A 10,864-nucleotide genomic window follows, 5' to 3' on the forward strand; every position below is an offset into this window, starting at 1 on the left:
ACCCATGACCACCGTCGATCAAACCACAAGCAAGACCGGCCTGGGCCTGGCGCAAGTCGGCGCCAACGGCTCGAGCACCGCGCAGGGCCTGCAGGATCAGTTCCTGAAGCTGCTGGTGACGCAGCTCAAGAACCAGGATCCGCTGAACCCGATGCAGAACGCCGAGCTGACCTCGCAACTGGCGCAGATTTCCACGGTGGAAGGCATCACCAACCTGAAGAACACCATGCTGGCCATCAGCGGCCAGATCGACGTGTCGCAGTCGATGAACGCGGTGGCGATGATCGGCAAGGGCGTGCTGGTGCCGGGCACCGGCGTCAAGGTCGGCGTGGATGCCGAGAATCCCGCCGAGCGCGTGGTCACGCCCTACGGTCTGGATCTGCAGCAGGACGCGGCCAAGGTTCAGGTGCGCATTTCCGATAGCAACGGCGCGGTGGTTCGCACCATCGAGCTGGGTCAGCAGAAGGCCGGCGTGTACACGCTGGATTGGGACGGCAAGAACGACGCCGGCGTGGCGCTGGATGCGGGCGCGTACACGGTGTCCGTGCTGGCCACCGACGGCGACGGCAAGAAGGTGGCCGCCGAAGCGCTGAAGTATGGCAAGGTCAAGAGCGTGGCTTACTCCACCAACGGCCTGCGTCTGGACATGGGCCTGGACGGCCAGACCAGCATGCTGGACGTGCGCAAGGTGATCGGCTGAGGCCAGCCGGTTTGATGATCATCCGGCGCCACGGCGGCGGTTTCCAAATTTAGAGATTAGCGAGAGAAAACATGGGCTTCGGACAAGGATTGAGCGGCTTGAACGCCGCGGCGCAGAACCTGGACGTCATCGGCAACAACATCGCCAACTCGGGCACCGTCGGCTTCAAGTCGTCGACCGCCTCGTTCGCCGACGTCTACGCCAGTTCGCGCGTCGGCCTGGGCACCAAGGTGTCGGCCATCACCCAGCGTTTCACCGTGGGCACGGTCAACGGCGGCGGCGGTGAGTACGACATCGCCATCGACGGCGCCAAGGGCATGTTCCGCGTCACCGACCAGAGCGGCGCGGTCATGTACACGCGCAACGGCGAATTCCTGGTCGATAAGAACAACTTCATCGTCAACGCGCAGGGCTATCGCCTGACGGGCTACCCCGCCGGCGGCATTGGCGCCAATCCGGTCGAGCTGCAACTGCCCACCGCCAACGTCGCGCCCAAGGCCACCACCTCGGCCACGACGGTCGCCAACCTGGACGCCAACGCCAAGGTCATCTATCAGGTCGATACGGTGACCTCGCCGGCGGTGCCTGGCTCGGTGACCCTCGGCGGCGTCGCCTACACCTTCACCAAGGCCGCCGGTGGCGCGCTGACCTGGGCCCCGGGCAACCCGCCGGCCGGTGTCTACGGCACCGCGCCCGACACCGTGACCATCGACGCCACGGGCCAGGTCACTGCTGGCAACCTCAACGTGATTCCCGGTTTCGTCGACTTCACCGCCGCCGTGACCGAAGTCGGCAAGCCGTTCGATCCCAAGGTCACCACCAGCTACACCAACGCTTCGCCCATGACGGTGTACGACTCGCTGGGCAACTCGCACCAGGTGATGCAGTACTTCGTCAAGCGCGCCGCCGACGCGGCCGGCAACAGCGTCTACGACGTCTACTACACGATCGACGGCCAGGCCATGGCGCCGACCACCGAAGCGGCCGGCGTGTGGGGCAACCCGACGCAGTTCACGTTCAACAAGGCCGGCGCGATGACCAGCGCCAACACGGTCAACCTGACGTTCGCCACGCCCGGCGGCAACACCACCCCGGCCGATCCCCTGGCCATTGCCATCAACTACACCGGCACCACGCAGTACGGCAGCGCCTATGCGCTCAAGAACCAGCCGGACGGCTATACCTCGGGCGAATTCAGCGGCATCAACGTCGGCGCCGACGGCAGCCTGGTGGCCCAGTACACCAACGGCCAAACCTCGATCGTCGGCACCATCGTGCTGGCCGACTTCGCCAACCTGCAAGGCCTGCAGCCGGTGGGCAACAACGCCTGGAAGGAAACCGCCTCGTCGGGCCAGCCGATCCTCGGCCAGCCGGGCAACAACGGCCTGTCCAAGGTAGTGGGCCAGGCGACCGAGTCGTCCAACGTCGACATGAGCAAGGAGCTGGTCAACATGATCATCGCCCAGCGCACCTACCAGGCCAACTCGCAGACCATCAAGACCCAGGACGAGATCATGCAAGTCCTGATGAACCTGAAGTAATGGCGGACGCGCACGCGACGACACCGACGGAATAGGCAATGGATCGAATCATCTACACCGCCATGAATGGCGCGGCGCGGATCACGGAGCATCAGGCCGCGCTCTCGAACAACATGGCCAACGTGAACACCCCGGGCTTTCGCGAGCAGATCGCGTTGTACCGGTCGGTTCCGGTGAACGACGGCGTGAGCCTGCCGACGCGTGTCTCGACGGTGGCGTCGACGCCGCGCAACAACTTCGAAATGGGCAACATGCAGACCACGGGCCGCGACCTGGACGTGGCCCTGGCCAGCTCCAACGGCTGGATCGCGGTGCAGACGCCGCAAGGCGAGGCCTACACCCGGGCCGGCAGCCTGCAGGTGGGCGTGAACGGCCTGCTGCAGACCTCCCTGGGCCAGCCGGTGATGTCCGACCAGAACGGCATCATCGACGTGCCCGACCAGGCCGCGCTGACCATCACGTCGGACGGCACCATCACCGCCATCGGCGCCGGCGACGCGCCCAACAACATCCTCAACCTGGGCCGCATCAAGCTGGTCAACCCGCCAGAGGCGCAACTGGTGCACGGCGACGACGGCGTCTTCCGCCTGGCGCCGGTCAACGGCCAGCCGGCGCCGCCGGTGCCGGCCGACCCCAGCCTGCGGGTGCTGTCGGGCGTGCTGGAAGGCAGCAATACCAACCCGATGGCGGCGATGGTGGGCATGATCGAAAACGCCCGCCGCTTCGAGCAGCAGATGCAGGTGGTGCAGCAGGCGGACCGCAACGCCGAGCGCGCCAACGGCATTCTGTCGGTCGGCTGATCGGTTCAGTCGATCCGGACAATAATTTTCGCGCGCGGCCGGGCCGCCGCACCAGGAGTACTTCATCATGATGCGTTCGCTGTGGATTGCCAAGACGGGCCTGGAAGGTCAACAGACCTCGATGGACGTGATTTCCAACAACTTGGCCAACGTTTCGACCAACGGCTTCAAACGCGGCCGCGCCGTGTTCCAGGATCTGATGTACCAGACCCTGCGCCAGCCTGGCGCCCAGGTGGGCGACGCGACGCAGTTGCCTTCGGGCCTGCAGCTGGGCACCGGCGCCCGCGTTGCCGCCACCGAGCGCATCCACACCACGGGCGGCCTGAACAACACTGGCGGCGAACTGGACGTGGCGATCAATGGCCGCGGCTTCCTGCAGGTCGAACTGCCCGACGGCACCCAGGCCTACACCCGCGACGGCGCGCTGCAACGCGACCAGAACGGCCAGTTGACCACGGTCAGCGGCTATGTGATCCAGCCGCCCATGAACGTGCCCGACAACGCGCTGTCGATCTCCATCGGCAAGGACGGCATCGTCTCGGTCACCCAGCCTGGCGCCGCCGGTGTCAACGTGCAGATCGGCCAGTTGCAGATCGCCACCTTCATCAACCCCACTGGTCTGCAGAGCGTGGGTGAGAACCTCTATCTGGAAACCGATGCCTCGGGTCCGGCCAATCTGTTGCAGCCGGGCGTGGATGGCGCCGGCACGTTCATGCAGAACTACGTCGAGACTTCCAACGTGAACGTCGCCGAGGAACTGGTCAACATGATCACGACCCAGCGCGCCTACGAAATGAACAGCAAAGCCGTCAAGACCTCGGACGAAATGCTGGCCCGCCTGACCCAACTGTGATGCCCATGCCTGTCTTGCGTCTGGTTTCGAGTGCGGCCCTGGCGTTGCTGGTGGCCGGTTGCGCCATGATTCCGCCCGAGCCCATCGTGACCGGGCCGACGACGGCGATCCCGCCGCCGCCGCCGATGCCGGCGGCGCAGCCCACGGGCTCGATCTACCAGCCCACGACTTACGGCAACTATCCGTTGTTCGAGGATCGCCGGCCGCGCAACGTCGGCGATATCGTCACCATCGTGCTCAACGAAAAGACGAACGCCTCGAAGAACGTCGCCACCAACACCAATCGCAGTGGCAATGCCAGCCTGGGCATCGCCGCGGCCCCGTCCTTCATGGACAGCTGGGCCAACGCCAACCTGAACACCGATGCCAAGGGCGGCAACGTGTCGCAGGGCAAGGGTGACAGCACCGCCAACAACGCTTTCACCGGCACCATCACCACCACGGTGGTGGGGGTGATGTCCAACGGCAATTTGCAGGTGGCCGGCGAGAAGCAGATCGCCATCAACCGCGGCAGCGAATACGTGCGCTTCTCCGGCGTGGTCGACCCACGTTCCATTACCGGGACGAACACCGTGTCGTCGACCCAGGTGGCCGACGCCCGCATCGAGTATCGCAGCAAGGGCGTCATGGACGAAGTCCAGACCATGGGCTGGCTGCAACGCTTCTTCCTGATCGCTTCGCCGTTCTGACCATGAAACAACCCACTCCGATTTCCGCCTTGCTGTCCCTGCTGGCGCGCGTCTGCATCGCGGCCGGGTTGCTGGCCGGCGCCTCGGCGGCGCAGGCCGAACGGCTCAAGGATCTGGCGTCCATCCAGGGCGTGCGCGGCAACCAGCTGATCGGTTACGGTCTGGTGGTGGGCCTGGATGGCAGCGGCGACCAGGTGCGCCAGACGCCGTTCACGCAGCAGAGCCTGACCAACATGCTGTCGCAGCTGGGCATCACCGTGCCCGCTGGCAGCAACATGCAGCTCAAGAACGTGGCGGCGGTCATGGTGACGACGACCCTGCCGGCCTTCGCCCGTCCCGGCCAGACGCTGGATGTGGTGGTGTCCTCGATGGGCAACGCCAAGAGCCTGCGCGGCGGCACGCTGCTGATGACCCCGCTCAAGGGCGCCGACAGCCAGGTGTACGCGATCGCGCAGGGCAACATCCTGGTCGGCGGCGCGGGCGCCTCGGCCGGCGGTTCCAGCGTGCAGATCAACCAGCTCAACGGCGGCCGCATCAGCGGCGGCGCGATCGTCGAGCGCGGCGTGCCGACCACCTTCGCGCGCGACGGCTACATCTACCTGGAAATGAACAACACCGACTTCGGCACCGCCCAGAATGTGGTGGCGGCGCTGAACCGCAAGTTCGGGCAGGGCACCGCCACCGCGCTGGACGGCCGGGTGGTGCAGGTGCGCAGTCCGATGGAACAGTCGGCGCAGGCGCGCTTCCTGTCGCAGGTCGAGGACCTGCAGGTCACGCGCGCGCCCACCGTGGCCAAGGTCATCATCAACGCCCGCACCGGCTCGGTGGTCATGAACCGCACGGTCATGATCGAAGAGGCCGCCGTGGCGCACGGCAACCTGTCGGTCATCATCAACCGCCAGAACCAGGTGTCGCAGCCGGATACGCCGTTCACCGAAGGGCAGACCGTGGTGGTGCCGAATACCCAGATCGAAGTGCGCCAGGACAACGGCTCGCTGCAGCGCGTGACCACCAGCGCCAACCTGGCCGACGTGGTCAAGGGCCTGAACGCCCTGGGCGCCACGCCGCAGGACCTGCTGGCGATCCTGCAGGCCATGAAGAGCGCCGGCGCGTTGCGCGCCGAGCTGGAAATCATCTGACCGCCATGGCCTACACCAATCCCGCCGCGCGCCTGGGCAGCCGCCAGGACTCCGTGTTCGACATGGGGCGGCTGTCCGACCTGAAGCGCGATGTCACCAAGGATCCGGCCAATCCGGGCACCGAGCAGCAAAAGCAGGTGGCCAAGCAGTTCGAGGCGCTGTTCCTGCAGATGATGCTCAAGCGCATGCGCGAGGCCACGCCCAAAGAGGGCCTGTTCGACTCGCAGCAGACCCAGATGCTGCAATCCATGGCCGACGAACAACTCGCGCTGCACCTGGCCACGCCCGGCATCGGCCTGTCGCAGTCGATCCTGGCGCAGATGCAGCAGGGCAAGCCGGGCGACCTGCCGGCCGAGGCCGTGCAGCGCCTGGGGCAGGGCACCGACCTGGATTTCCAGACCGGTGGCTCGCGCCAGGTGTCGGCGCTGATGGACGTGATGCGCAACAACCGCGCCAGCGACCGCGCCCTGGCGGCGGCCGAAGGGGCGCCCGAGCACGTCATCAACTTCGTGTCCAAGATGTCGCGCGCGGCCATGCTGGCCTCGCAGCAAAGCGGCGTGCCGGCGCGCCTGATCATGGGCCAGGCGGCCCTGGAATCCGGCTGGGGCCAGCGCGAGATCAAGCACGAGGACGGCCGCACCAGCTACAACCTGTTCGGCATCAAGGCTGGCGCCAGCTGGAAGGGCAAGGTCGTCAATGTGCTGACCACCGAATACGAAGACGGCGTGGCGAAAAAGGTGACGCAACCCTTCCGGGCCTATTCGTCGTACGAGGAATCGTTCGCCGATTACGCCCGCCTGATCGGCAACAGTCCGCGCTACGAGGCCGTCACCCAGGCGCGCAACGAGATCGAGGCGGCCCGTCGCATCCAGAGCGCCGGTTACGCCACCGATCCGCAGTATGCGCAAAAACTCATCGGCGTCATGAGCCAGCTGCGCGGGGCCGCCGCCAAGGTGGATATTTCGCGCCAGATGTTGGAAGGGCTCTAAATTTGGATTACCTGCTGCCGTTAAAAGGGTATCCAGAAATATCAGTCGCGGTTACATACGGGGCATTGTCAGCATGAATCTGTACAAATTGGCATTGGGTGGGCTGAACTCATCGCAGGCGGGCCTGGCCACCACCGGCCACAACATCAACAATGCCACCACGGTCGGTTACAACCGCCAGCGCGTCATGATCTCGACCGCCGGCGCCCAGGCCACCAGTAACGGTTTCATCGGTCGCGGGGTGCAGGTCGATACCGTCGTGCGCAGCTACGACAGCTTCCTGTACAAGCAGTTGGTTGGCGCGCAGGGCAGCAGCGCCCAGCTGCAAACCCAGTTGGATCAGGTCTCGCAGATCAACAACCTGTTCGCTGACCGCACCGTGGGCATCGCCCCGGGCCTGACCAATTTCTTCACCAGCATGAACACCGTGGCCAGCAAGCCGGCGGATCCCGCCGCGCGCCAGGACCTGCTGGGCAAGGCCAACAGCCTGACCACCCAGATCCGCTCGGCCTACCAGGAAATGCAGAACCAGCGCCTGGGCCTGAACACGCAGGTCACCACCACGGTGGAACAGGTCAATAGCTATCTGTCCCGCATCAACGACCTGAACAGCCAGATTTCCATCGCCCGCGGCAAGGGCGGCGGCAATCCGCCCAACGATCTGCTGGATCAGCGTGACCAGGCCGTCTCCGAACTGAACCAGCTGATCGGCATCACCACCTACGAGCAGGGCGACAAGCTCAACATCTCGCTGGCCTCGGGCGGCCAGGCGCTGCTGTCCGGCGAAACCGTCTACCCGTTGCAGGCCGTGGCGTCCGCCAAGGACGTCAGCCGCACCGTCATCGCCTACACCTTGCCGGCCGGTTCCGGCGGCAAGACCGTGGCGGTCGAGCTGAACGACGCCGAAGTCAGCGGCGGCAAGCTGGGTGGCCTGTTGCAGTTCCGCGCCAGCTCGCTGGACTTCATGCAGGCCCAGTTGGGCCAGATGGCCGTCGGCCTGGCCATGACGTTCAACGAACAGCACCGCCAGGGCCTGGACACCGCCGGCAACCCCGGCACCGACTTCTTCAGCATCGGCAGCCCGCAGGGCGTGCCGAACGCCAACAACAAGAGCGGCGCCCAGCTCAGCGGTACGTTCACCGACGTGAACAACATCAACGCCAAGGACTACGAAATCAGTTTCGATGGCGCCAATTACCGCGTGACGCGCCTGCCGGAAGGCACCCAGGTGTACAACGGCCCGGCCACCGGCACGCCGCCCACCGCCACGCTGGACCTGACCGACGAGATGGGCGTGTCGCTGACGATCGATGCGCCGCCGCAGGCCGGCGATAAGTGGTCGCTGTCGCCCACGCGCGACGCGGCCCGCGACATCAACGTGCTGATCTCCGATCCGGAAAAGGTCGCCGCGGCCGACGCCGATGGCGGCGACGCCAACGGCAAGAACGCGCTGCTGCTGGCGCAACTGCAGACCCGCAAGGTGCTGGGCCATGGCACGATGAGCATCACCGAGATGTTCGGCCAGGTGGTCAACACCGTCGGCGTGCAGACCGCGCAGATCAGTTCGGCCAACACCGCCCAGAAGAATCTCGTCGCCCAGAAGACCGCTGCCCAGCAATCGGTGTCGGGCGTGAACCTGAACGAAGAATACGTGAGCCTGTCGCTCTATCAAGAGCAATACCAGGCCAGCGCCCGCATCATCGACGTCGCCAGCACGCTGTTCGATACCCTGCTGGGCCTGCGCGGCTGATCCGGACCGCTGAAATCGTGACCTATCAAGATCTATTTGGAGCTTCCCCATGCGCCTGAGCACCTCGATGATGTATTCGAACGGCCTGAAGGGCGTTCTCTCTCAGGAATCCGACATGAACCGCCTGGTGGAACAGGTGGGCAGCGGCAAGAAGTTCCTGACGCCGGCCGATGATCCGCTGTCGGCGTCGCTGGCGATCAACGTGGCGCAGACCCAGAGCATGAACGCCACGTACCTGCTCAACCGCAATACCGCCAGGACCAACCTGGGCCAGGAAAGCAACGTTCTCGACTCCATCACCACGGCGCTGGCCGACGTGCGTACCCGCGTGGTGCAGGCCGGTAACGGCACGTTCGCCGACAGCGACCGCCAGGCCCTGTCGACGGCGCTCAAGAACGCCCGCGACGCGTTGCTCGGCCTGGCCAACAGCACCGACGGCAATGGTCAGTACCTGTTCTCGGGCTATCAGGGCGGCGTGGTGCCTTACGCGCAGGACGCCAACGGCAAGATCGTCTACAGCGGCGCCACCGGCGATCGCACGGTGCAGGTCGACCAGTCGCGCCAGATGTCCACCAGCGACATCGGCAGCGACATCTTCAACCGTGCCAACCCGGGTTCCCAGGCTTATGTCAGCACCGCCGCCCAGGCCAACACCGGCACGGCCGAGTTCAGCACGGTCTCGGTGACGCCGGGCAGCCCCAACATCGGCAAGAACTTCAAGCTGCAATTCGAATCCGACCCCGCCACCGGCAATATGGGTTATCGCGTCATCACGACCGACCCCAACGCCAACCCGCCGGTACCGCCTGTCATCAATCCGGCGCCGCCCGCGGCGCCCTCGGTCTATACGCCCGATGCCGCGATTGATTTCGGCGGCGTGTCGGTGGTCGTCAAGGGCACGCCCCAGAACGGTGACGTGATCGACGTGGAAAGCGTGCAGTCCGCCAACGTCGACATTTTCAATACGCTGGACAGCCTCATCAAGACGCTCGATTCGCCGATCGCCGGCGATCCGGTGGCGCTGGCCAAGCTCAACAACGAGTTGGCGACCGCCAACAAGAAGCTGGCGACCAACTACGACAACGTGCAGACGGTCGCGGCCTCGGTGGGTGCCCGCATGAACGAACTGGAGGCGCTGGACGCCACCGGTACCCAGAAGGGCCTGGGCTATGCCAAGTCCTTGTCGGATCTCGAAGACCTCGACTACTACTCGGGCGCCAGCCAGTTGGCGTTGCGCCAGGTGGCCCTGCAGGCGGCGTCGGCGGCGTTCATGACCATCCAGGGATCCAGTCTTTTCAGCCGCAAGTAATGCGGTGAGTTCAAAAACCGTGTCCGGGACGGGCACGGCATGTCGCGCTCTTACGGACGTTTCCGGTGCTATGCCGGAGCGTCCGTGTGTGCGTACAGGGTAGGAATTTTGTCGTTTCAATAACGCTCGGATATTTCATGCTTGTCAATTTGAAAGTTCGCACCTGCATCATTCTGGTGCTTTTGCTCTTCACGGGCGCCATGTTCGTATCCAACGGCGTGGCGTGGATAGGACTGAATTCCAGCAATGAGAAGCTGGATCAGATCAACGCCGCCTACACCGACCAGGCGGTGCCGCTGAACCGTGCCTACACCGTGTTCCTGCGCGCGCGGCTGCTGCTGTCGACTTCGCTGATGGACTTGCAGCAAGGCAAGACCGAGCAGGCGGCAGCGCAGGCCAAGCGTTCCGAAGGTCTGGTGCAGGATGCCTTCAAGATGATGGACGCTTTCCGCAAGGCGCCGCCACTGGCGGGCGCGGAAGCGCTGGGTCAGGCCGTCGAGGCCGCGCTCAAGGAGTACGACACGGTGCTCAAGGGCCAGGCCAAGGCCCTGTCGAACATGGCGATCCAGGATTACCTGAACCTGAACGATGCCGCCAGCAACGTCAACACCAAGTTCCGCGAAGCGGTCGACAATTACCTGGACTTCGTCGACAAGCGCACCGACGAGTTCGCGGCTCAGGCACAGGTGGACCACAACATCTCGCGCAGCGTGACGATCGCGTTGCTGGTGATTGCGGCGCTGCTGGCGATCGGCTGTTGGATCTTCATCAACCGCACGGTGCTGCGTCCCTTGCATGAGGCGGGTGATCACTTCGAAAAGATCGCCGCTGGCGACTTCACGGGCCGGATCGAGGTGCGCAGCACCAACGAAATCGGACAGTTGTTCGCCGCCGTCAAGCGCATGCAGGAAAGCCTGACGCGCACGGTAGCCACGGTGCGTCGCGGCGTGGACGAAATCAACGTCGGTTCGCGCGAGATCGCGGCCGGCAACACCGACCTGTCCAGCCGCACCGAACAGCAGGCCGCGTCGCTGGAAGAGACCGCAGCGTCGATGGAAGAACTGGCTTCGACCGTCAAGCAGAACGCCGACAAC

General features: G+C 65.0%; 10 protein-coding genes. All 10 read left to right on the plus strand.

Going from position 1 to position 10,864, the window contains the following annotated elements; all coding sequences use genetic code 11:
• Positions 1–4 precede the first annotated feature (4 nt).
• Entirely contained in the window at positions 5–700 is a 696-nt protein-coding gene (locus ACN6O8_RS11255; protein WP_427991129.1) for a flagellar hook capping FlgD N-terminal domain-containing protein, read from the plus strand.
• Between the two features lie 71 nt (positions 701–771).
• A complete protein-coding gene (locus tag ACN6O8_RS11260) occupies positions 772–2,241 on the plus strand; it encodes a flagellar hook-basal body complex protein (RefSeq protein WP_427991130.1) in 1,470 nt (489 codons plus the stop codon).
• 38 nt (positions 2,242–2,279) lie between these two features.
• Positions 2,280–3,041 (plus strand): flagellar basal body rod protein FlgF, encoded by a 762-nt coding sequence (locus tag ACN6O8_RS11265; protein WP_427991131.1) that lies wholly within the window; start codon positions 2,280–2,282, stop codon positions 3,039–3,041.
• Between the two features lie 67 nt (positions 3,042–3,108).
• Complete coding sequence (flgG, locus tag ACN6O8_RS11270) at positions 3,109–3,894, plus strand: flagellar basal-body rod protein FlgG (RefSeq protein WP_020927340.1); 786 nt, start codon at positions 3,109–3,111, stop codon at positions 3,892–3,894.
• Positions 3,894–4,583 (plus strand): flagellar basal body L-ring protein FlgH, encoded by a 690-nt coding sequence (locus tag ACN6O8_RS11275; RefSeq protein ID WP_427991132.1) that lies wholly within the window; start codon positions 3,894–3,896, stop codon positions 4,581–4,583. Before flgG ends, ACN6O8_RS11275 begins: the two co-directional genes overlap by 1 nt.
• 2 nt (positions 4,584–4,585) lie before the next feature.
• Positions 4,586–5,722: a flagellar basal body P-ring protein FlgI gene (locus ACN6O8_RS11280; RefSeq protein WP_427991133.1), complete on the plus strand. Its 1,137-nt coding sequence runs from the start codon at positions 4,586–4,588 to the stop codon at positions 5,720–5,722.
• 5 nt (positions 5,723–5,727) lie between these two features.
• On the plus strand, positions 5,728–6,711 hold the full coding sequence (gene flgJ / locus ACN6O8_RS11285) for a flagellar assembly peptidoglycan hydrolase FlgJ (RefSeq protein ID WP_427991134.1): 984 nt from the start codon (positions 5,728–5,730) through the stop codon (positions 6,709–6,711).
• A 73-nt stretch (positions 6,712–6,784) separates the two neighbouring features.
• Positions 6,785–8,461 (plus strand): flagellar hook-associated protein FlgK, encoded by a 1,677-nt coding sequence (gene flgK / locus ACN6O8_RS11290; RefSeq protein WP_427991135.1) that lies wholly within the window; start codon positions 6,785–6,787, stop codon positions 8,459–8,461.
• 49 nt (positions 8,462–8,510) lie between these two features.
• Positions 8,511–9,770, plus strand: coding sequence for a flagellar hook-associated protein FlgL (gene flgL / locus ACN6O8_RS11295; protein WP_427991136.1), 1,260 nt, complete (start codon positions 8,511–8,513; stop codon positions 9,768–9,770).
• Between the two features lie 137 nt (positions 9,771–9,907).
• Positions 9,908–10,864: Tar ligand binding domain-containing protein (locus tag ACN6O8_RS11300; RefSeq protein ID WP_427991137.1), on the plus strand; the 957-nt coding region annotated here is incomplete at its 3' end.

It is taken from the genome of Achromobacter sp. (assembly GCF_050285565.1).
Lineage (GTDB): Bacteria > Pseudomonadota > Gammaproteobacteria > Burkholderiales > Burkholderiaceae_B > Achromobacter.